The organism is Cupriavidus sp. KB_39, assembly GCF_052114485.1.
Lineage (GTDB): Bacteria > Pseudomonadota > Gammaproteobacteria > Burkholderiales > Burkholderiaceae > Cupriavidus.
This window is the reverse complement of the sequence record NZ_JBFREV010000024.1, coordinates 1-20,883: the sequence shown is the minus strand read 5'-3', so window position 1 is coordinate 20,883 and position 20,883 is coordinate 1. Positions and strand designations below refer to the sequence as shown.

The following is a 20,883-nucleotide window of genomic DNA, read 5'->3' as shown; positions in this document are numbered from 1 at the left end:
CCCACGCTGGCACAGCTTTGGCGCTTTGCAGTTGCGCGCCAAAAGCGCGGAAATTCCTGTCGTCAGTGTGGTGTCCCCCCGAAATGCTGCAGCCGTGCGCGATATYACCCTGCCAGCCGATGTCCAGGCCTACGACGATGCCGCCATCCATGCGCGCGTCAACGGCTATCTGCGGCGCTGGTACGCSGACATCGGCACCTCGGTGAAGGCTGGCCAGTTGCTAGCGGAGATTGATGCGCCCGAGGTATCCGACCAGTTGCGCCAGGCTCGCGCCGACGAAGCAACAGCGGCCGCCAACTACCAGCTGGCCAGCACCACGGCCAAGCGCTGGCAGGACCTGCAGGCGACTAACTCCGTCGCGCAGCAGGAAACCGACCAGAAAGTCGCCGACATGCATGCCAAGGCGGCCTTGCTGGCCGCGGCACGCTCAAATACTTCGCGGCTGGCACAACTGGCCAGCTACATGCAGATCCGCGCGCCGTTTGATGGCGTGATTACCGCACGCAATGTCGATACGGGGGCGCTGATTGACGCGGGTAGCGCACCGAGCCAGGACCGCGAACTATTCCATATCTCGGCCGGCACGCGGCTGCGCGTCTATGCTCAGGTCCCCCAGGATGTCAGCGCGGCAACGGTGCCGGGCACGCGCGCTTGGCTGACTTTGCCGCAAGCGCCGGGACAACGCTACCCCGCCACCGTTACGCGCACGGCCGGTGCGATCAACCCCATCACGCGCAGCCTGCGCGTGGAGCTTGACGTCGACAGCCAGGACGGCCATATCCTGCCCGGCACCTACGCCCAGGTGCATCTGGAAGTGGGCAGCGCCCATGCGGGCCTGGATCTGCCAGCCAATACGTTGATGTTTCCCGCCAGTGGCCCTGCGGTGGCCGTTGTGGATGCTGAAAACAAGCTGACGATTCGTCAGGTCGCACTCGGTCGAGATTTCGGTTCGCATGTGGAGGTACTAAGTGGCGTGCAGGAGAACGACCGGGTCGTCGTCAACCCCGGCGACGGCATCGTCTCCGGCATGCCCGTGCGCGTGGCCGCCCCCGCCAAGGGGGACGCGGCATGAGCGGCGACCGGAAGATGAAGCGGGACACGAAGCGCACCACCAGGCCTTCCATCAGGCACACCGCCGTCGTGCTGGCCTGCGCCTGGCTGGCCGGATGCGCCACCGAGCCGTACCAAGTGCCGGCGATGCCGCTGCCGGCCACCTATCAGGAAGCCGAGGCTGTCCAGCACCAGGACGCCATCGCGTCGGACTGGTGGCGCGCCTACGATGACGCCACACTCGACGCCCTACTGGCACGCATTGACGTCTCGAACCAGAGCCTGCTCAAGTCCATGGCCCTGCTGCGCGATGCGCGCGCGCAGGTGGCTGCCGCCCGCGCCGACTACTTCCCCACCGTCGGCGCCGCCGCCAGCGTCACGAGTACACACCTGTCAGCCAACGTGCTGGGCCATTCGCTGGCCGGCAGGACCACGCCCGATCACCTGATTGGTCTCGGTGCCACCTGGGAACCKGACCTGTTCGGCCGCATCGGCAACAACGTCGACGCCGCGAAGGCCCGCCTGCAGGCCAGCGCCGACGATGTGGCCGCCGTCCGCCTGAGCCTGTTGGCGGAAGCCGCCATCGACTACTTCGGCATCCGATCGCTCGACCGCGAGGCGGCGCTGCTGCAGCAGACCGTGGACGCCTACGCATCGGTGCTGCAACTGGTGACCAACCGCTACCTGGGCGGCATTGCGGCGGAAAGCGATGTCGCCCAGGCGAAGGCGCGCGTGGAAGGCACGCGCGCCCAGCTGACCGACCTGCAACTGGCGCGTACGCAGCTGATGCATGCACTGGCCACGCTACTGGGCGAGCCGGCGAGCACCTTTACCCTGCCGGTGGCCACGTCGAATCCGGGTGAGACCAGCATCGCCCTGCCCGCCACGCCGGCGGCCGTGCCGGCCACACTGCTCCAACGCCGTCCGGACATCGCAGCGGCGGAGCGCCGGGTGGCCGCCGCCAACGCGCAGATCGGCGTGGCACGCGCGGCCTTCTTCCCGACGCTGATGCTGAACCTGAACGGCGGACTGGAAAGTTCCGGCCTGGCGGGATGGCTGACGGCGCCGAGCCGCTTCTGGGCCGTCGGCCCGTCACTGGCCGCGACGATCTTCGATGGCGGCAAGCGCCAGGCCGGCGTGGACAGCGCCCGCACCCAGTTCGACGCCAGCGCGGCGGATTACCGCCAGACCGTGCTCAATGCCGTGCAGGATGTGGAAGACAACTACGCGGCACTGCGGTTGCTCGACGAGGAAGCCGCCAGCCAGCGGGCCGCCGTCACGGCATCCGACCGCGCCTTGCAGCAGGCCACCGAGCGTTACCGCAAGGGCGCCTCCGCCTACCTGGACGTCAACGTGGCGCAGGCCACCGCCCTGACCGACGCCCGCGCATTGGAAGCCGTGCACCGGCGCCAGCTGACGGCCAGCGTCTCGCTGTTCCGGGCGCTGGGTGGGGGATGGGATAGAAAGGATGGGAAGACGGGCGAGCCCGCCGAGGCAAGCACGCCGGCCTCAGACTGAGGCTGATGCTCTGTTGGCGCTGCCCSGACGCCCATGCCCCGCTTCAAGCCGATGATGCCCAGCGCCTCGGCGAGCGGCGGGCGTCACCGGGGTCGACGTGCATATACGACACCTCCGCCGGCCGCGCACAATGGCCCTACGCCCGCGGGCCGTATTCTCAAGTCTCACTCACTCCTCAGGAAGACAGAYATGCGCTACATCATTACCCAAGACGGCACCCGCCTGTTCGCGGGGCCGGCGCCATGCTGATCGGCGCTTGAACCGCAGATCCATCGCAGTCCCACTGGAGAATCTCCATGCGTTCGACCCTGTTCCGCTCCGTTCTAGCCGCCACCTGCCTGCTCGGTACCGTGGCCGCCCATGCCACCGACCCAGCCACCAGCCCGTTTGCCGCCGATCGCTACGACTACAGCGTGCTGCCATCCGCCAGCGCTGTGGCCAAAGCACCGGCACCGGTCCGATGCCATGACSGCAAGGCGGCCTGCCATCCGAAGCACTAGGCGCCCTGCCGCGCGTCACGCGCGGTGGCGTGTTCCGGATGCGGCTGGCAAGAAGGGGGCCGCCCCTATACCTTCGTTTAACGCGACACCACCTACGCGACTATTGTGGCCATCCGCACCGGGCTCCTAGCATTCCAGTCAACATCGATTGCTTCCACGGGAGCCGACCATGACAMGCCRAATAACCTGGATGCAGCGCCTCGCCGTTGCCYCCGACCACATCCCCGCACCGGCGCCCCCAACGCACCCTGACATCGCGGAGGCCCTCGTGAGCGAACAGGAAAGCCTGCTGCTGATGTATGGCTGGATTGTCCTTGCCGTCCTGAATCTGATTTTGATTACCGTCGCGTTCCTCCAGTACGCCGACTGAGCGCCCGGCACACCGACCGCATTCGTCCCTGGGTTTTCTCGCCTAGGCAATTTGTAGAGCCACTTCATCCTTTGGTTTGCCTGCGGCATTCCGGGCCTCCGGCATGTCGTGCGAAAACGAAACTGGCTCCGCAAGACGCAATTGCCGCAATCCTTCCTCCTTTACGCTCGGGCCATCACAAGGCATCGAACTCTTTAAGGCAGGAGACCCCGTCATGGCCTTCAAATCAAAGCCCCGCATCGAACCCTATGCCCACGCCGCCGCCGGCTGGGGCGCGCTGAAGTATGTCGCCATCAACCTCATCAAGGAACGCGTGCCGGGCCGTGACTACGCGATGCTGTTCCGCCAGAACCAGCCAGACGGCTTTGACTGCCCAGGCTGCGCCTGGCCTGACCGCGAACACGCATCGACGTTCGAGTTCTGTGAGAACGGCGTCAAGGCCGTGGCAGCTGAATCTACCGGCAAGCGCGTGACGGCCGAATTCCTCGCGCATCACACGGTGGAATCGCTGATGCGAGAGACCGACTACGAGCTGGAGCAGCATGGCCGTCTGACCGRGCCTGTGGTCTATGACGCAACGTCAGATACGTATCGCCCGATCAGTTGGCAGAATGCCTTTTCCCTTATTGGTACCCGGCTGCGCGCCATCCCCGACCCGAATCAGGCTGCTTTCTACACGTCCGGGCGCGCGAGCAACGAGGCCGCCTTCATGTATCAGCTGTTTGCACGGATGCTGGGCACCAACAATTTTCCGGACTGCTCGAACATGTGCCACGAAGCCACCAGTCGTGGCATGCCGCACACCGTAGGCGTCGGAAAGGGCACAGTCACGCTGGATGATTTCGAGACCTGCGACACGATCCTGCTGTTTGGCCAGAATCCCGCCACAAACCATCCGCGCATGCTCTCCGAACTACGCGACTGCGCCAAGCGGGGCGCCACGCTGGTATCAATTAACCCGCTGCGCGAACGTGGGCTTGAGCGCTTCACCAGCCCGCAGAGCCCGGTCGAAATGCTGACAATGTCAGAGACGAAGATCTGCTCGGTGTTCGTGCGTCCGACACTTGGCGGCGACTACGCGCTGATCAAGGGGGTGGCGAAGCGCGTGCTGGAACTGGACGACGAAGCGTTGACCAATGGAACGGCTCGCGTACTGGACACGGCTTTCATTGCTGAGCACACGCACGGCTTCGCGCCWTTCGCGGCCGACCTGCGCGCCGAATCGTGGCCCATCATCGAGCGCGAATCTGGCGTACCGCGCGAAGAGATCGAGGGTCTGGCCACCATCTATGTCCGGGGCGAGCGCGTGATCTGTACCTGGGGCATGGGTCTGACTCAGCACAAGCACTCGGTACAGACGATCCAGATGCTGACCAACCTGATGATGCTGCGTGGCAATATCGGGCGCGAAGGCGCGGGCCTGTGCCCCGTTCGCGGCCACTCCAATGTGCAGGGGAACCGGACGGTCGGCATCGAGGAGCAGCCGACCGGGGCCTTCCTCGACAAGCTCGGCGCAGCCTTCGGCTTTAATCCGCCGCGCGAACACGGCTACGACGTTGTGGAGAGCATCGAGGCGATGCTGCGGGGAGACGTGAAGGTCTTTATCGCATTGGGCGGGAATTTTGCATCGGCTACACCTGATACCGAGCGCACCTGGGACGCCCTGCGCGCATGCGACCTGACGGTGCATATCGCCACCAAGCTTAACCGCAGCCACCTTATCCATGGAAAAGAGGCGTTGATCCTGCCGACACTGGGGCGCACTGAGATTGACCTGCAGGACGGCGCTCCGCAAGGCGTGACCGTGGAAGACTCAGTCTCGCAGGTCCACATCTCCTTTGGCATGAACAAGCCCGCATCACCCGACCTGATGTCCGAAACTGCCATCATTGCCAACTTGGGCCATGCAACGCTGGGCAGCGAGRCGGTCGACTGGCTCTGGTACGCACAGGACTACGCCCGCATTCGGGACAAGATCGCGGAAGTCATCGACGGCTTCGAGCACTACAACGCCCGCATCGCCATGCGCGGTGGTTTTCATCTGTATGTTCCCGCGCGCGAGCGGCAATGGCACACGCCCTCCGGCAGGGCGGAGTTCATTGTCAACGCACTGACTCCGGACACACCGATTGCCCAGGCCCGCGCCCGCTATGGCGAGCGGTTGATGACGCTGATGACCACGCGTTCTCATGACCAGTACAACACGACGATCTATGCGCTGGACGACCGCTATCGCGGCGTCTTCGGGCAGCGGCGCGTGGTCTTCATCCATGCGGCGGACCTGGAAATGCTGGGCCTGCGCGACGGCGACTGGGTCGACATGACCACGGTATGGCACGACGATGTCGAGCGGCGTGCCGACGGATTCCGACTGGTGGCGTACGACATTCCGCGCGGATGCATCGCCGCCTACTATCCGGAAACCAACCCGCTGGTACCGTTGGACAGCGTGGGGGACGTCTGCAATACCCCAACCTCAAAATCCATTCCAGTGCTGTTGCACCCGACGGCCTCCCCTGCCTCGAAGAAGGCATAGCCATGCGATTTGAAAACGCCTGACATGCTCCGAAAATCCCCCACCTGCGCGACCTTCTACGATAGGCCCAGGCGTGAACGAGATCATTCTCCTGATTGCGCTTCACGTCGATCCATCCCAACGAAGCTTCCAGGAGCCAGCATGAAACGCCTGATTCTTTCCCTCGCTATCGTCACCCTTTCCGCCCCGCTCATCGCCTCTGCTGCCACTGACGAAGTCAAGACCGTGAAGCCGTTCAAGATGACTTGCGAGGAGTTCCTCTCGGTCAGCGAAACCTACAAGCCGGCGGTGGTCTACTGGATCGCCAGCGTAGACAAGCTGGGCGTGCGCGAGAACGACCAGATCGTCGTTGACACGCCGCGCACGGTCGCTCACGTGGTTGACGAATGCCGGAAAGCACCCACCAAGAAGCTCTCGGACAAGGTGCGAACGTCGCTGGATAACCAGACGCTGAAGATCAACTACAACGGCGCCTGATGGCTTCTTGCCCGACATGGCGGCGATGCCTGGCGGGCCCTCCAACACCGTCCCTTGGGCGCTTCTGACGCGCGTGAGACTTCCCTATCCATGCAAAGGAAAAATCATGACTGACTTGTCCAGACGAAAGGTAATGATCGGTACGGCAACCGCGGCGTTTGCAGCCGCCGCTGCGTCAGCTCATGCCGCTTCATTCGGCAATCCAGACCGTCCGCCTGAAGGGGCGATCAACGCGCGCAACCGGCAGGGCCTCACCGATCCCGGCCCGCGGGACGATATGCTGGCACGGCAGTTCCCGTCCGCCCAGGACGCGCCGGCCACCGATGTCAACGGCATGCCGCAGTTTTGGTCGTCGTTCAACAATGCGCACAAGCGTATCCAGAACGGCGGCTGGGCACGCGAAGTCACGCAGGAGGATTTTGCCATCTCCAAGGACATCTCCGGCGTGAACATGCGGCTTTCGGCGGGCGGCATTCGCGAGATGCACTGGCATCAGCAGGCCGAATGGGCCATCATGCTCGACGGCAAATGCCGCATCACGACACTTGATGAAGAAGGCCGTTCATCGGTGCAGGACGTCAAAGCAGGCGACCTCTGGTACTTCCCGCCAGGGCTGCCGCATTCGCTGCAGGGAGCAGGCACCACCGGCGCGGAATTTCTGATTGCGTTCGATAGCGGCATGGCGTCCGAATTCAACACGCTGCTGGTAACGGACTGGCTCGCTCACACGCCGCCTGAAGTGCTGGCTGCTAATTTCGGCGTTCCGGTGGAATCGCTCAAGGATATTCCCGTCGACAACCTCTGGATCTTCCAAGGCAAGGAGCCGGGACCACTCGCGGCAGCACAACGTGCTTCCGCCTCGAAGAAAGGTCCACCCGCACTTCCGGTAACGTTTTCGCTGGCAGGGTCCACGCCGGTGCGCAAGACGCGCAGCGGCTATGTACAGATTGCGGACAGCCGCAACTTCAAAATCTCGCAGAATGTGGCCGCGGCGCTGGTCACGGTAGTGCCGGGCGGTCTGCGCGAGCTGCACTGGCACCCGAACGCCGACGAATGGCAGTACTACATCAAGGGCAAAGGGCGCATGACTGTCTTCGATACGGGTCCCAAGGCGATGACCGCCGACTTCAACGCGGGTGATATCGGCTACGTGAAGAAGGGGCTCGGTCACTATGTGCAGAATGTCGGCAACACGGACCTGATCATGGTCGAGGTCTTCAAGGCTGACCACTTTGCGGAGGTGGCGCTGTCCGACTGGCTCACGCATACACCGCCTGAGATGGTCATGCAAACGTTGAACATCAGCGCGGAAACGCTGGCGCAGTTCCCGCGTGACCGCCCCGACATCGTGCCGGAATGACCCGCTTCTTCTTCGCCGCTATCTGACTGAGGATGCTCGACKTCAGTCAGATAGCGTAGCGCCTTCAATAATGCTCGGACGTGACGTCAACCTTGCCTTTGAAGACCGTGTAGCCGCACAGGGTGTAAGCCAGCATCAATGGGAAGACAAAGAGACCAGCCCCCCAGAACATGAACGACAGGCTCGACATCGGCGCAGCAGCCTCATTGATCGTGATGCTGAACGGCACGATGTACGGCCAGAACGAGACGGCGAACATCCCATATGCCACCACGAACAAGGCTGCGGACGCCAGGAATACCGAAGTATCCATCGCCCTTCTTGCCCCATGCCAGACAATCAACACGGCGATCAACCCAACGAACGGTACAAGGAACAGCACTGGACGCTCCGTCCATCGCGCCATGACCGCAAAWTTGGCGTACAACGCGTGGAAGAAGAGTGCGATGAGCAAGACGAGTACGACGACAAGCAAGCGAGGAATCGCCCTGAATGCGGCATCGCGCGTCTCTCCCTCGCACTTCTTCGCCAGCCACCCCGCTCCGAGCAACATGTAGCCGAAGCAAAGCGCAATGCCGGCGACTACGGAGAACGGGCTGAGCCAGCTCATATCGTTGCCCATGAATCGCCCATTTTCGATGGGCAGACCCTCTGCCAACGCGCCAATCATCGCGCCTTGCATAAACGTTGCCACGAGAGATCCAACGACTAAGCCGCAATCCCACACCGGCTTGGAACGATGCGCATGGACACGGAACTCGAACGAAACGCCGCGGAAGATCAAGCCCGCCAGCATGACGCAGACGGGAATGTAGAAGGCACCGAGCAACGTCGAATAGACGATTGGGAATGCGCCCCAAAGCACAACGCCCGCCACGATCAGCCACGTCTCGTTACCATCCCAAATCGGCGCGATTGAAGCCAGCATCGACTTTCTTCGTGCTTCATTCCGAGTCGTGCCAAACAACATGCCGACACCGAGGTCAAGACCATCGAGCAGCACATAGACGAGCATACTGATGGCCAGGATTGCGGACCAGTACGTAATCATGGTTGCCTCACAGAGTAGTCAGTTCATCAATCACGAAACGATTCCGCCGCAGCGACTGCCAACGGTCTGTTGGACGTTCCCGATGGCTCGCGGTCCTGGTCGATCGAAGCGGGACCATTGCGGAGTAGCTTGTAGACGTAATACGTGCCGAACGAGAAGACAATCAAGTACGTCACAACGAAGACAAACAGTGAAGCGCCCGCCGCGCGAGCCGTCAGCGTCGGCGTCAGTGCGTCTGCTGTGCGCAGCACCCCCCATACGGTCCAGGGCTGTCGCCCAACTTCTGCTGCGAACCATCCCGTCAGAATCGCCACGAACGGCAAGGGAAACGAAAGATAGGTTGCCCACAGGAGCGTCTTCTTTTCCTCGATGCTGTTTCTGAAGGAGAACCAGCTACCGAGCCACGCAATAAGCAGCATCGCAATCCCACAGCCGACCATCACACGAAATGCGAGAAACGGAATCAATACCGGTGGCCGCTGCTCCTTTGGAAAACTCGTGAGCCCCACCTCCTTCGAATCGGTGGTCATGGTCGCAATCAGGCTTCCGAGAATCGGAATCGATACTTCGTAGTGATTCGTTTCCTTTTCTTCGTCCGGCCATCCAATGAGCACCTCTGCCGCAGGCTGCTCGTCATGCCAACGCCCCTCAATTGCAGCGAATTTTGCCGGCTGGTCGTCGTGTACATAGTCACCGACCAGGTGCCCGAACACAAGTTGCGCTGGTATGAGAACCGTGGCCAGCGCCAGGCCCATCCGTAGCATCACCTTCGCTTCCGGCTCACAGAGTTTGCGCAGCGTGTACCAGGCACCAGTCGCAGCGACACAGAACGCGCCAGTCAGGTACGACGCCAACAACATATGAGGAAAGCGCACCCAAACGACCGGACTGAAGATGATCTCGGCCCAATCCGTCGGGACAAAGCGAGCATCTATAAAATCGTAGCCAACCGGGTGTTGCATCCAACTGTTGTTGACCATGATCCAGAAGGCTGAGAACGTCGTCCCGAGCGCAACCATCGCTACCGAGAACAAGTAGAAGCCTGGCTTGACCCTGGATCGCCCGAACAGCAGCACCCCGAAGAACGACGCTTCGAGCATGAATGCGGTGAAAGTCTCATACGTCAGCAACGGACCTTGCACGGGTCCGGAGAGGCGCGACAGTTCACTCCAGTTCGTTCCGAACTCGAATCCCAGCACGACACCTGAAACTACGCCAACGCCAAAGGCAACGGCGAAGATCTTCAGCCAGAAATCGAACACGCGTCGATAGACTTCCTTCCGCGTGAACTGATACATACCCTCGAGGAGCGTCAACCAAGCGGCCAGCCCGATCGTGAGCGAAGGGAAGATGATGTGAAACGACACCGTGAACGCAAACTGAATGCGCGAGAGCATGAGTGCGCTGACTTCCATGGAGCACCTTTACCTGGATCATTTCGCTTGTGAAATGATTTTCGCCAAAAGCGAGGTAGCGCCGTTGCAAAGGAAACCGCCCCTTTCGATAGCGCACGACGAAGCGACTGGGCCCATAGGCGCCAGTTATGCGTGCCGCTTCAATTGGAGGATGCCATCGACGAGCGCTATAAGCCCGCCGAGGGACGGAAAGCGCCAGGAAGACCGCCGGCTAACCCGGATGGATTCAAGCAGGTTCCGCGGCGGCGCTTTCCGAYTTKCCAACGCTAATTTATCGGGGCACTCGCCACGGCCGGTGCATCCTGCCAGCCCCCGCCCAGCGCCACGAACAGGTTGATCTGGTCCATGGCGATCTGCGCGTCCGAGGCGGCAAGCGCGGCGTCGTTGTTAGCCAGCGTGCGGTCCGCGTCCAGGCTCTGCAGGTACGGCGAGCGTCCCGCCTGATACAGGAGCCGGTTGTGCCGGGCGGCCTCATCGGCCTTGTCGCGTGCGTCGCGCAGCGCCTGGTTTCGCTCGAGTTCGTGCGTGTAGCTGGACAGCGCGCTTTGCGTCTCGCGCAGCGCGCGCAGCACCACGCCGTCGAAGTGGGCCAGCGCACCCTCTGCACCGGCTTCCATGTTGTGGATGCGGGCGCGCGTGCCGCTGGTCGGAATCGTCCACGAAATCGCCGGGCCCCAGCCCCAGTGCGCGGTCGGCGCCTGGCCCAGGTGATCGAGAATGCCGGTGAAGCCCGCCGAGGCGCCGATGCGGATCTGCGGATAGAGGTCCGCCGTCGCCACGCCGATCTTGGCCGTCGCCGAGGCCAGTTCACGCTCGGCCTGACGGACGTCCGGGCGGCGCTTGAGCAGCGCAGCGCCATCGCCAACCGGCAGGGCCTGACGCAGCATGGGCACGTGCTCGCATGCCACGCTCGACATGTCCAGCGCGGTGGGCGGCTTGCCCAGCATCACGGCCAGCCGGTAGGCAGCGCCTTCCTGTTCGGCGCGGTACTTGGGCAGCACGGCGCGCAGCGAATCGGCCTGCGCCTGCGCGCGCAGCACGTCGGTCGGCATGCCACGTCCGGCATCGACCATCTTCTGGGCGAGCTGTGCGCCGCGCACCTGGAGGTCGAGCTGATGTTGCGCCACGTGCAGTTCATGCGTGGCGGTGCAGCCCTGCATATAGGCACGCACCGTTTCCGCCACCACGCCCACGCGGGCCTGGTCCAGCGCGGCCTGGCTGGCCTGTGCGCCGGCCAGCGCGGCTTCGTCGGCGCGGGTGAGCTTGCCCCAGAAGTCGATCAGGTACGACACGTCGAAGCCGATGTCGCCGAAGTTCATCGCCGGGATCTTTTCTTCCTTCAGCAGCGGCTCGCCGGCAATCTGGCCGCGCTCGGCGCTGGCGCGGAACTTGGCCTCGGGGAAGTTCTCGGCTTCCACCTCGTGATAGACGGCGATGGCGCGCTTCAGGTTGGCGGCGGCCACGCGCAGGTCGGTGTTGGCGACGAGCGCCTGCTTCACCAGCCCTTCGATCTTCGGGTCGTCGTAAAGCTTCCACCAGTCGTTGGGCACGTCGCCGATCGACACCGCCGGGTTGTCCGCGCCCTGGAACGGGCCGTTGGCGGTGGTGGCGTTGACCACGGCATCGCCGGGCACCTTGTGGTCGGGGCCGACGGTCATGCAGGCTGCCAGCGCGAGCGGGAGCATCCCCGCCAGCACGGCACGGCTTAAGCGACTCACTGCGCTGTTCACTGCGTACCCCCTCCGGTCACCGAGACCGTGGCKGTACGTCCGGCCACCAGCCGCACGTCGGCAGGCATCTGGTCGAACTGGATCCGCACCGGCACGCGCTGCGCCAGCCGCACCCAGTTGAACGTCGGGTTGATGTTTGGCAGCAGGCTGTTGCTGCTGGTGCGGTCACGGTCCTCGATACCGGCGGCGATGCTTTGCACATGGCCGTGCAGCACGCCCTTCTCGCCCATGATGCGGATGTCCACCGGGCTGCCGATATGGATGCCGTGCAGCTTGGTTTCCTCGAAGTAGCCTTCCACATGGAACGACCGGGCATCGACCATCGACAGCACGGGCTTGCCGGTGCTGACGTAGTCGCCCAGGCGCGGCAGGCGGTCGTTGACGTAGCCTTCCACGGGGCTCACCACGCGCGTGCGCTCCAGGTTCAGCTTGGCCACGTCCACGGCGGCTTCGGCCTGTGCCAGCGTGGCTTCGCCCTGCTGCACCCTGGCCAGGCCTTCCTCCACGACCTCGCGCGACACCACCTCGGCCAGCTTCTGGCTGCGGTTCGCCTCGCGGCGGWACTGCGCCAGGCTGGCGCGCATCGCGGCGGCGGTGGCCTGGGCCTGACGCAGCGCCAGCGTGTAGCGTTCATGATCGATCTCGAACAGCAGGTCGCCGGCCTTCACGCGCTGGTTGTCCTTGACGGCGATGCGCGTGACCAGCCCCGAGACATCGGGCGCCACCTGCACCACCTCGGCGCGGATATGCCCGTCGCGCGTCCACGGCGCCACGGTGTAGTAATCCCACAGATGCTTGACGACAACCGCGCCGACAGCGGTGACGGCCAGCGTCAGCACGACTGGCCCGAGCGAAGAGAGTTTGAATTTCATGATTGGAACCACGGCACCACGGCAACCACCCCACCCAGGACGATCGCGTACAGCGCCAGATTGAACAGAGAACGGTGCCACACGAGCTTGTAGAACCCCAGGCGCGTCAGCACTGCACGCGCGCCACTCGTGATCGCAAAGGCGGCCAGCATCCACACCAGCAGGCTGGGGATGAACACGCCATAAAGACTGAATTCGCCGGGCATCAGGCGCCTCCGGTAACAGGGGCCGGCACCACGGCCGGCGGGAACAGGGCCACTTGCATCTCCACCAGGGCAGCCAGCGCGATGCGCGACTGCACCTTCTGCTGCGCGTTAGCCAGCCGCGTGTGCAGCGCCGGCGGCGGTCCGTTCAGCTTGCCGTCCAGCCGTGCCTGGTAGTAGCCGGCCACGCTGCGCAGCACGCGCTTGACCGCATGCTGCTCGGGCGCTGACAGGGTGGGCATCTCGCGCTGGAGTGCCAGCGTGGTCAGCTCCACGCGCACCTCGCTGAAGCCATCGGGCGATACCTCGCTCTCGCTGGCGGCCAGCCGGGGCACCAGTTGCGCCAGCCGGTCCAGCATGCGCGCGCGCAGCCGGGTGTGTTCTTCGGGGCGGGTGCCCACCGCGTTGTCGGCGATATCGCCCCAGCTTGACCGCACCAGCCGGCGCGTGGCGGCCGCCGTGCCGAACGGCCGCATCACCAGCGTCCAGACCAGCGCGAAGGCGATACCGGCGATGCCGGCGATATTGCTGTTGAAGAAGGTATGGAAGTCCGCGCTGTAGGCGCCCGAGATGCCGATGTCGTTGGCCGTGACCACTGCCAGCGGCATGCCGATCATCGCCAGGCGCGGCTGCGCCACCAGCAGGCCGATGATCAGGTACGGCACGGCGAACATCAGCACCAGCATCTCGAAGTCATGCGCCACGGGCAGCACGGCGAACAGGAACACCATCGAGATCACCATGCACACCACGTTCCAGTTGAAGAACGACTGGATCATCGGCGCGGGTTCATCAAGGGCGGCGAAGAAGCAGCACGACACCGCGCCCAGCGCCACGGCGCCGGCGCCATCGGCCCAGCCCATGTGGATCCAGAGCATGCCCATGGCGAAGATCGACAGGGCCACCGTGACGGTGGAAAACAGCAGCAGGCCGTGGTCGTAGTGGCGCGTCTGGCCGACGTCCCAACGCCGGAACTCAGGCATCCAGCCGCCACGCACGTCGCGTTCGCCGATGCGCCGGCACAGGGACACGCAGTCGCGCCACAGCGCCACCATCTGTTGCAGGCGGTCTTCGGCGGCAGTGACCAGCGCGGCATCCCAGCCGGGTTCGAGCGGCGTACCGGTCAGCTCGGGCGGCGCGTCTACCGCYCCGCCCTGTATCCATGCGCGGACCGCGCGCATCTGGGTCCGCAGCSCGTCCGGCAAGCCGCCGGCGGCCTGGAGCGATTCCACGATCGCCGCCAGCGAGGACATCACCGGCAGCAGCATCGTCATGCGCCCACGCAGTTCGCGCGCGGCGCGCACCCGGGCGATGCTTTCGGTGTCGTAGCCAAGCTGGCTGATGAGTTGATCGAGGGCCAGGATATCGGCGGCCAGACGGTGACGGCTCTGGTGGCGCGTGACCTGCATGCCGGGGCTGGGCGAGAGCATGTCGCCGGCCCAGAGCGCGGCGTCGGCCATCCACTGGCGCGACTTGTCGCGCAGCACGTCCGCCACGCTCGCCGGGAACACCACGGCGCCGACCACGGCCGCGCACAGAATGCCCAGGCTGATTTCCTCGGCCCGGGCAATGGCGATATCGAAGATGGCGGCGGGATTGTCGACCGCCGGCAGCGCCACCAGCGGCAGCGTGTAGGCGGCGAGCATGAAGACGTAGCTACGGGGGGTGCGGTGCAGCAGCGCGATGTAGAGCAGGCAGCCGGTCCAGAGCGCCACCGCGCCCATCAACAGCGGCGGCGAGTTGACCAGCGAGGGCACCATCGCCACACCGGCTGCGGCGCCCAGCAGCGTGCCGAGCACGCGGTACAGCGCCTTGGAACGCGTGGCGCCGGTCAGCGGATGCGCCACCACGTAGACGGACGCCATCGCCCAATACGGCCGCGGCAGGCCCATGTACATCGCGATCCAGAGCGCCAGCATGGCGGCGGCGAACGCCTTGAACGAGAAAACCCAGTCCCTTGCGGATGGCCAACTACCCATGATGCTCAGGGCTCCAGCTTGGCCGCCGCGGAAGCATTTCCTGCGGCCTTGTACAAGGCGTCCAGCACGCGCAGCGTGGCTTCGAGGTCAGTCTCGCTGATCTCGGCGAACACTTCGGCGCGGAGTTGCTTGAGTTCGACTTCGATCTGCTCGGCCATGCGCTCACCGGCATCGGTGAGCGAGAGCACGTTGGCGCGGCGGTCGCTGGGGTCCACCTCGCGGCGGACCAGYCCGGCGGCRCTCAGTTGATCGACCAGACGGACCAGCGTGGCGCCTTCCACGCCCACGTAGTCCGCCAGYGTCACCTGGCGCACCCCACCGCCGAGGCGGCGAATGAAAAGCAGCGGCGCGGCGGCCGCTGCGGAAATCCCGTGTGCCGTGACCGACGCCTGGCTGATCTGGCGCCATTGGCGGCCCGCCAGCATGAGCTGGCCGGTAAAGGCAAAAAGGAGGGCGTCTATCTTTGGCATGGGCCGAATGATAGACGTGAATTAATTAGGATGCAAACTATTTCTTTCCGAACTAGTTCACGTGATCTGGGGAGCGCTTATCCGGCGGTGGCCTTCAGGTTCTCCAGCATGTCGTCGACCATCTCCGAGAGGCCGAACTTCGGCTGCCAGCCCCAGTCGGTACGCGCGGCGCTGTCATCGATCGAATCGGGCCAGCCCCGGGCGATAGCCTGCCGGTAGTCCGGCGCATAGCGCACGGCGAAGTCCGGCACCCGGCGGCGGATCGCCTCGGCAATCTCGGCCGGGGTAAAGCTCATGCCGGCGAGGTTGTAGCTGCCCCGCTCCCGGATCGATTCGCGCGGCGCTTCCATCAGCTCCAGCGTGGCGCGGATCGCGTCGGGCATATACATCATCGGCAGTCGCTCGTCGGACTCCAGAAAGCAGTCGTAGGGCTGGCCGCGCACCGCGTGGTGGAAGATATCGACCGCATAGTCGGTGGTGCCGCCGCCGGGCGGGGTCTTGTGCGAGATCAGCCCCGGATAGCGCACGCTGCGCACATCCACACCATGGTTCTCGAAGTACCACCGGCACCAGCCCTCGCCCGCCTGCTTGGAAATGCCGTAGACCGTGGTCGGCTCCATGACGGTTTTCTGCGGGGTGTCCACGGCGGGCGTGGTGGGGCCGAACGCGGCGATCGAGCTGGGCCAGAACACGCGCTCGATGCCCTGCTGGCGTGCCAGTTCCAGCACGTTCAGCAGTCCGGTCATGTTCAGGTTCCACGCCCACTGCGGCGCCTTCTCGCCCGTGGCGGAGAGCGCGGCGGCCAGCAGGTAGATCTGCGTGATGCCGTGGCGCTCTACCACCGTGGCCAGTTCGCCCCGGTCCGTCACGTTCAGCATTTCATGGGCGATATGCACGTGGCGGCCGGTAGGCACCACGTCCGAGGTGACCACATGCTCGCGCCCGTGCCGCTCGGCCAGCGCCAGCGCGAGTTCGGACCCAAGCTGCCCGTTGGCGCCGATGATCAGGATCTGCGGCTTGCTCACTGCCTGGCTCATCGAATCAGCCCCAGTTCACGGCCGGCCTGCGCGAAGGCGTCCAGCGCGCGTTGCAGCGTGGGTTCATCGTGCACCGCGCTCAGCTGCACGCGGATGCGCGCCTGGCCCTTCGGCACCACAGGGTAGAAGAAGCCCACCACGTAGACGCCCAGCGCCAGCAGCCGCTCGGCAAGCTGCTGGGCTTTCTCCGCATCGTAGACCATGATCGGGACGATCGGATGGTCGCCCGGCTTGATATCGAAGCCYAGCGCGGCAATCCCCTTGCGGAAGAAGGCGGTGTTGCGCTCGAGCCGGTCGCGCAGGTCGGTGCTGGCCTCGAGGATATCCAGCACGGCGATGCTGGCGCCGACGATGGCCGGGGCCACGGTATTCGAGAACAGATACGGACGCGAACGCTGACGCAGCAGTTCCACCACTTCCTTGCGCCCGCTGGTGAAGCCGCCCGAGGCGCCGCCCAGCGCCTTGCCGAGCGTGCCGGTGATGATGTCGATCTTGCCGAACACCCCGCGCGCCTCGTGCGTGCCGCGCCCGCGTGCGCCCATGAAGCCGCTGGCGTGGCATTCGTCGATGCCAAGCAGCGCGCCGTACTCGTCGCAGATCGCACGGATCTCATCGAGACGCGCCACGGTGCCGTCCATCGAGAACACGCCGTCGSTGAACACSAGCTTGAAGCGCGCGCCGTCAGCGTCGGCTTGTTGGAGTTGGACGCGCAGGTCGTCGAGGTCGTTGTGCTGGTAGCGGTAGCGCTTTGCCTTGGAGAGCCGGATGCCGTCGATGATCGACGCATGGTTCAGCGCATCGCTGATCACGGCGTCGTCCGGGCCCAGCAGGGTTTCGAACAGGCCGCCGTTGGCGTCGAAGGCGGAGCCGTAGAGGATGGTGTCCTCGGTGCCGAGGAAGCGGGCCAGCCGCGCCTCCAGCGTCTTGTGCAGGTCCTGCGTGCCGCAGATGAAGCGCACCGAGCTGAGGCCGAAGCCGTGAGTGCGCAAGGCTTCGTGGGCGGCCTCGATCACCTGCGGGTGCGAGGACAGTCCCAGATAGTTGTTGGCGCAGAGGTTGATCACTTCCCGGCCGTCGGCCGTGCGGATGACCGCGCCCTGCGGCGTGGCGATGATGCGCTCGCGCTTGTACAGCCCCGCGTCGCGGATGGCATCCAGTTCCGCACGGATGGATGCATAGAAAGTCTCGGCACTCGACATGGCCCGGCTCCCGGTGGTAGTGTCTCGGTCGTTCGATTCGATAAATCGAACATGTTCTATATAACGAACGGTTCGTGCACTATAACGAACACATGACGATGACGCAACCCTCCCCGCCCAACTCCCCCAAGCCGCCCGTCCAGTCCGATGGGCCACCCGCCGTGGGAGGCGCGCTCCAGGCGCTGCGGCAGGCCCAGCAGTTGTCGCTGGATGACCTGTCGCGCCGCGCCGGTGTCTCCAAGTCTATGCTGTCCCAGATCGAACGAAACCTGACCAATCCGACGGTGGCGGTGCTGTGGCGGCTGGCCAACGCGCTGGGCGTGAACCTGGCGGACTTCCTGGCCAATGGCGCGGCCAGCGCGCCGGCCCCGGCGATTGCCGTGGTGCAGCCGCACGCCATCCCGGCGCTGAAAAGCCCGGACGGGCGCTGCGAGCTGCGCATCCTCGGGCCGATCGACCTGGCGGGGAAATTCGAGTGGTATGAGCTGACGATCCAGCCCGGTGGGGTGCTGGCGTCCGAGCCGCATGACGCGGGCACGCAGGAGCACCTGTCGGTGCTGAGCGGGTCAATGACCGTGCGTGCCGCAGAGGACGAGAAGAAGCTGAAGCATGGCGATACCGCCCGCTATGGCGCGGACGTGGCCCATGCGATCGCCAATCCGGGCAAGAGTGCCGCCACGGCGCTGCTCGTGGTCGTGCACCCCGCCTGATTTGATTTAATCCACGTCCTTCATCCGCTCGCTGGCAAGCAGATTGCGCTTGGTCTCGAGGATGTGCTCCTCGAGCAGCGACGCCACCTTCTCGGCATCGCGCGCCTTGCATGCTTCCAGAATGCGATAGTGGTCCGCCTGCGGGCCTTCCTTGCCGGTGGCCATCGACATCTGCTCGTGCGTGTAGCGGTCCGTGTTCAGGCAGAACTCCTCGATCAGCCGGCGCAGCCGCTTGTTATTAGCGGGCGCGCACAGCGCCAAATGGAAGCGCCGGTTGTACTCGGCCCACTCCGCGAGCGAATCCGACTGCGAGTACGCGTCCAGAATCTCCTGCATCTGCTGGAAGTCCTGCTGAACCATGTTCGGCACGCCGATGCGCGCCGCGTGGCATTCCAGCGCGACACGGATATCGAGCAACTCGCAGATCTGCGTCGCATCCATCCCTGACACCACCGCGCCACGGTTGCGCTGATAGGTGACGAGCCCTTCCGTTTCGAGCTGGCGCAGCGCTTCCCGCACGGGAATGCGACTCGCGTTGAAGCGTTCCGCCAGCGCGTCCTGGCGCAACTGCGCCCCKGCCGGCARCGTGCCTTTCTGAATTTCGTAGCGAAGCTGATCGCGAATGATCTGGGGTAAACCCTTGGTAGGAGCGCTTGCGCGGCCCGTTTGCGTGGACATGGGAGGTGCTGGAGATCGGTATGCGATTCGAGTGAGGCCCCTATTGTGCCTGAATATCCCGACTGCTAAACTGGATCCAATTTATTAATGTTCATATCCAAAGAAGCTCGTAACGTATATGTCTGCAAACAATTCCTATCCAAAATCCATCAATGAAACGGTCCTGAACYACGCCCCGGGCASCGCCGAACGCGTCGCGCTGACGGCAGAACTCGACAAGCAGCAAGCCTTGGTGCGCGAGATCCCGGCCATCGTCGGCGGCGAGCGCATCCTTAGCGGCGACATCACCGACGTGCGCGCCCCGCACGCCCACGCCCGCCGCCTGGGCGAAGTCCATAACGCCGGCGAGACCACCATCCACGCCGCCATCGACGCCGCAGTGGCCGCCCAACGCGACTGGGCCAACGCCACGCTGGCCGAGCGCTCCGCCGTCTTCCTCAAGGCCGCTGACCTGCTGGCCGGCCCGTGGCGCGCCCGCCTGAACGCGGCGACCATGCTCGGCCAGAGCAAGACCGCCTACCAGGCCGAAATCGACTCGGCCTGCGAACTGATCGACTTCCTGCGCTTCAACGTGCAGTTCGCGCACGAACTGACGGCCGGCCAGCCGATTTCGTCGCCGGGCATGCGCAATCACCTCGAATACCGTCCGCTGGAAGGCTTCGTCTACGCCGTCACGCCGTTCAACTTCACGGCCATCGGCGGCAATCTGGCCATCGCCCCGGCGCTGATGGGCAACACCGTGCTGTGGAAGCCGGCCGCCACGGCGTCGCTGTCGAACTTCCTGTTCATGGAGCTGCTCGAGGCCGCCGGTCTGCCKAAGGGGGTCATCAACTTCCTGCCGGGCGACCCGGTGGCGATCAGCGGCGCCGTGCTGGCGCGGCCCGAACTGGCCGGCATTCACTTCACCGGCTCGACGGCCGTGTTCGACACACTGTGGGGCGAAGTCGGCCGCAATGTGTCGCGCTACCGCAGCTATCCGCGTCTGGTCGGCGAAACCGGCGGCAAGGACTTCGTGCTCGCCCACCCGTCCGCCGATGCCGACACGCTGGCCGTGGCGCTGCTGCGCGGCGCCTTCGAGTACCAGGGCCAGAAGTGCAGCGCGGCGTCGCGCGCCTACATCCCCGSCTCGCTGTGGCCGGCCGTGCGCGAGCGCGTGGTGGCGATGGCCGAGACCATCCAGATGGGCGATGTGACCGACTTCACCAACTTCATGGGCGCCGTGATCGACCGCCGCGCGTTCGACCGCATCCATGGCCATCTGCAACGCGCCGCCAGCGACAGCGCCGTGAAGCTCGTCACCGGCGGCAAGGCCGACGACAGCGTGGGCTACTTCATCACGCCAACCGTGCTGGAGGTGGACAACCCGCGCCACACGCTGATGGAAACCGAACTGTTCGGCCCGGTGCTGTCCGTCTACGTCTACGCGGACGCGCACTGGCCCGAAGTGCTCGAACTGGTCGACGGGACGAGCCCCTATGCACTGACAGGCGCGATTTTTGCGAGGGACCGCGCGGCCATTGCCCAGGCCTCCAACGCCCTGCGCTTCGCCGCCGGCAACTTCTACATCAACGACAAGCCCACCGGCGCGGTGGTCGGCCAGCAGCCGTTCGGCGGCGCGCGCCGCAGTGGCACCAACGACAAGGCCGGTTCGCCGCTGAACCTGCTGCGCTGGGTGTCGCCGCGCACGGTCAAGGAAACGTTCGTGCCGCCGGCCGACTACCGGTACGC

The 20,883-nt window shown here is 64.7% G+C and carries 19 protein-coding genes; 9 read left to right on the top strand and 10 right to left on the bottom strand.

Features of this window, described 5'->3' with window-relative positions; genetic code table 11:
• Positions 1 to 31: 31 nt before the first annotated feature.
• The 7 genes from AB4Z27_RS18295 (at position 32) to AB4Z27_RS18265 (ending at position 7,811) form a co-directional block, all read left to right on the top strand.
• Complete coding sequence (locus AB4Z27_RS18295; RefSeq protein WP_441644977.1) at positions 32 to 1,072, top strand: efflux RND transporter periplasmic adaptor subunit; 1,041 nt, start codon at positions 32 to 34, stop codon at positions 1,070 to 1,072.
• Positions 1,073 to 1,086: 14 nt separating this feature from the next.
• Positions 1,087 to 2,568 carry an efflux transporter outer membrane subunit gene (locus tag AB4Z27_RS18290; protein WP_441644976.1) on the top strand — a complete coding sequence of 494 codons (1,482 nt, stop codon included), beginning with the start codon at positions 1,087 to 1,089 and terminating at the stop codon, positions 2,566 to 2,568.
• A gap of 296 nt (positions 2,569 to 2,864) precedes the next feature.
• Positions 2,865 to 3,068: a hypothetical protein gene (locus AB4Z27_RS18285; protein WP_441644975.1), complete on the top strand. Its 204-nt coding sequence runs from the start codon at positions 2,865 to 2,867 to the stop codon at positions 3,066 to 3,068.
• A 190-nt stretch (positions 3,069 to 3,258) separates the two neighbouring features.
• A complete protein-coding gene (locus AB4Z27_RS18280) occupies positions 3,259 to 3,438 on the top strand; it encodes a hypothetical protein (RefSeq protein ID WP_441644974.1) in 180 nt (59 codons plus the stop codon).
• 214 nt (positions 3,439 to 3,652) lie between these two features.
• The gene (locus AB4Z27_RS18275; RefSeq protein WP_441644973.1) at positions 3,653 to 5,974 is read left to right on the top strand and encodes an FdhF/YdeP family oxidoreductase; all 2,322 of its coding nucleotides are present in this window, start codon (positions 3,653 to 3,655) and stop codon (positions 5,972 to 5,974) included.
• Positions 5,975 to 6,115: 141 nt separating this feature from the next.
• Positions 6,116 to 6,451, top strand: coding sequence for an HdeA/HdeB family chaperone (locus AB4Z27_RS18270; RefSeq protein ID WP_177219956.1), 336 nt, complete (start codon positions 6,116 to 6,118; stop codon positions 6,449 to 6,451).
• Positions 6,452 to 6,557: 106 nt separating this feature from the next.
• A complete protein-coding gene (locus AB4Z27_RS18265) occupies positions 6,558 to 7,811 on the top strand; it encodes a cupin domain-containing protein (protein WP_441644972.1) in 1,254 nt (417 codons plus the stop codon).
• Between the two features lie 64 nt (positions 7,812 to 7,875).
• Here the strand turns inward: AB4Z27_RS18265 and cydB are convergent, their stop codons facing one another.
• The 9 genes from cydB to kbl all read right to left on the bottom strand — a co-directional run bounded on the left by cydB (position 7,876) and on the right by kbl (position 17,767).
• Positions 7,876 to 8,862 carry a cytochrome d ubiquinol oxidase subunit II gene (gene cydB / locus AB4Z27_RS18260; protein ID WP_441644971.1) on the bottom strand — a complete coding sequence of 329 codons (987 nt, stop codon included), beginning with the start codon at positions 8,860 to 8,862 and terminating at the stop codon, positions 7,876 to 7,878.
• A gap of 26 nt (positions 8,863 to 8,888) precedes the next feature.
• The gene (locus AB4Z27_RS18255) at positions 8,889 to 10,277 is read right to left on the bottom strand and encodes a cytochrome ubiquinol oxidase subunit I (protein WP_441644970.1); all 1,389 of its coding nucleotides are present in this window, start codon (positions 10,275 to 10,277) and stop codon (positions 8,889 to 8,891) included.
• A 266-nt stretch (positions 10,278 to 10,543) separates the two neighbouring features.
• Positions 10,544 to 11,995 carry an efflux transporter outer membrane subunit gene (locus AB4Z27_RS18250; protein WP_441644969.1) on the bottom strand — a complete coding sequence of 484 codons (1,452 nt, stop codon included), beginning with the start codon at positions 11,993 to 11,995 and terminating at the stop codon, positions 10,544 to 10,546.
• An 8-nt stretch (positions 11,996 to 12,003) separates the two neighbouring features.
• Positions 12,004 to 12,879, bottom strand: coding sequence for an efflux RND transporter periplasmic adaptor subunit (locus tag AB4Z27_RS18245; RefSeq protein WP_441644968.1), 876 nt, complete (start codon positions 12,877 to 12,879; stop codon positions 12,004 to 12,006).
• Complete coding sequence (locus tag AB4Z27_RS18240; protein ID WP_092296794.1) at positions 12,876 to 13,085, bottom strand: DUF1656 domain-containing protein; 210 nt, start codon at positions 13,083 to 13,085, stop codon at positions 12,876 to 12,878. Before AB4Z27_RS18240 ends, AB4Z27_RS18245 begins: the two co-directional genes overlap by 4 nt.
• Positions 13,085 to 15,061 carry an FUSC family protein gene (locus AB4Z27_RS18235; RefSeq protein WP_441644967.1) on the bottom strand — a complete coding sequence of 659 codons (1,977 nt, stop codon included), beginning with the start codon at positions 15,059 to 15,061 and terminating at the stop codon, positions 13,085 to 13,087. Before AB4Z27_RS18235 ends, AB4Z27_RS18240 begins: the two co-directional genes overlap by 1 nt.
• A gap of 5 nt (positions 15,062 to 15,066) precedes the next feature.
• Positions 15,067 to 15,531, bottom strand: coding sequence for a MarR family winged helix-turn-helix transcriptional regulator (locus AB4Z27_RS18230; protein WP_092296800.1), 465 nt, complete (start codon positions 15,529 to 15,531; stop codon positions 15,067 to 15,069).
• A gap of 77 nt (positions 15,532 to 15,608) precedes the next feature.
• Positions 15,609 to 16,568 carry an NAD-dependent epimerase/dehydratase family protein gene (locus AB4Z27_RS18225; protein WP_441593309.1) on the bottom strand — a complete coding sequence of 320 codons (960 nt, stop codon included), beginning with the start codon at positions 16,566 to 16,568 and terminating at the stop codon, positions 15,609 to 15,611.
• Positions 16,565 to 17,767 (bottom strand): glycine C-acetyltransferase, encoded by a 1,203-nt coding sequence (kbl, locus tag AB4Z27_RS18220; RefSeq protein ID WP_441644966.1) that lies wholly within the window; start codon positions 17,765 to 17,767, stop codon positions 16,565 to 16,567. Before kbl ends, AB4Z27_RS18225 begins: the two co-directional genes overlap by 4 nt.
• A gap of 98 nt (positions 17,768 to 17,865) precedes the next feature.
• On the opposite strand from kbl, the gene AB4Z27_RS18215 reads away from it, so the two are divergent.
• Positions 17,866 to 18,477, top strand: a complete 612-nt coding sequence (locus AB4Z27_RS18215; RefSeq protein ID WP_092296882.1) for a helix-turn-helix domain-containing protein — start codon at positions 17,866 to 17,868, stop codon at positions 18,475 to 18,477.
• Positions 18,478 to 18,483: 6 nt separating this feature from the next.
• Here AB4Z27_RS18215 and AB4Z27_RS18210 read toward each other — a convergent pair whose 3' ends face one another.
• Positions 18,484 to 19,155, bottom strand: coding sequence for a GntR family transcriptional regulator (locus AB4Z27_RS18210; RefSeq protein WP_092296809.1), 672 nt, complete (start codon positions 19,153 to 19,155; stop codon positions 18,484 to 18,486).
• Between the two features lie 118 nt (positions 19,156 to 19,273).
• On the opposite strand from AB4Z27_RS18210, the gene pruA reads away from it, so the two are divergent.
• Positions 19,274 to 20,883, top strand: a 1,610-nt coding sequence (pruA, locus tag AB4Z27_RS18205; RefSeq protein ID WP_441644965.1) for an L-glutamate gamma-semialdehyde dehydrogenase, incomplete at its 3' end; no start/stop codon positions are given.

What these genes read in the sequence shown, in the direction of transcription:
- AB4Z27_RS18240 (WP_092296794.1), bottom strand. Translation starts at nt 13,085, where the DNA reads ATGCCCGGCGAATTCAGTCTTTATGGCGTGTTCATCCCCAGCCTGCTG.
- AB4Z27_RS18215 (WP_092296882.1), top strand. Translation starts at nt 17,866, where the DNA reads ATGACGCAACCCTCCCCGCCCAACTCCCCCAAGCCGCCCGTCCAGTCC.
- AB4Z27_RS18255 (WP_441644970.1), bottom strand. Translation starts at nt 10,277, where the DNA reads ATGGAAGTCAGCGCACTCATGCTCTCGCGCATTCAGTTTGCGTTCACG.
- AB4Z27_RS18265 (WP_441644972.1), top strand. Translation starts at nt 6,558, where the DNA reads ATGACTGACTTGTCCAGACGAAAGGTAATGATCGGTACGGCAACCGCG.
- AB4Z27_RS18225 (WP_441593309.1), bottom strand. Translation starts at nt 16,568, where the DNA reads ATGAGCCAGGCAGTGAGCAAGCCGCAGATCCTGATCATCGGCGCCAAC.
- AB4Z27_RS18270 (WP_177219956.1), top strand. Translation starts at nt 6,116, where the DNA reads ATGAAACGCCTGATTCTTTCCCTCGCTATCGTCACCCTTTCCGCCCCG.